Consider the following 623-nt stretch of genomic DNA (forward strand, 5'->3'; position numbering starts at 1 on the left):
GCCGGGCCACCGCGATGACGACCTCCCCGATCTCCTCGGGAGCCTGCGGGTTCTCCGGTGAGGCCTTCAGCGGGCTCGGGGTGGTGGTGACCTGATACGAGAGCAGCGGCTCGTCACCGGCGGCGGGAGCAGTTTCCTGGGTCTGGATCACGACGGTCACGGGCAGTCCTTGGGTTTCGTCGGCCTTCACCACCCCGGGATGGTTCGGCGGGTGGCAGCGGTCGTGCTGTCAGTGCTCGGCGGGGCCTACGGCCAGGGGCTGGGCAGCGGTGTGGGTCCGAACCCGTACCAGTCGATCTTGGCGTCGGCCCCTGTGTTGATCTTGTATCGGATTCTGGCCCCCTTGAGCACGGGCAGTGAGACGAAGCCGCAGTGCCCCGGCGCGAGGGACGTCAGGAAGTACTGGCCGCGGCCCACGTCGACATATGCGTCGCCCCGCTCGACCGTGGCCACGAGGATGCCGTCGGTCTCCGCTCGGGTGTTGAGCCAGAAACCAGCCGCGCCGTAGGCCACCACCTGGTGGGTGAGGAGCTTCCCGGCGATCTGCATGTCGCCGCCGACAGCGAGGTGCCCGACTTCCAGGTCGGGCCTGGTGACGGTGACCTGGGCGGAGATGATGCGGA

At 68.7% G+C, this 623-nt stretch carries 1 protein-coding gene; it reads right to left on the reverse strand.

Features of this window, described 5'->3' with window-relative positions:
• Positions 1-246 precede the first annotated feature (246 nt).
• Positions 247-623: hypothetical protein (locus tag AA75_RS49940; protein WP_033823411.1), on the reverse strand; the 377-nt coding region annotated here is incomplete at its 5' end.

It is taken from the genome of Kitasatospora sp. MBT63, from assembly GCF_000710465.2.
Lineage (GTDB): Bacteria > Actinomycetota > Actinomycetes > Streptomycetales > Streptomycetaceae > Kitasatospora.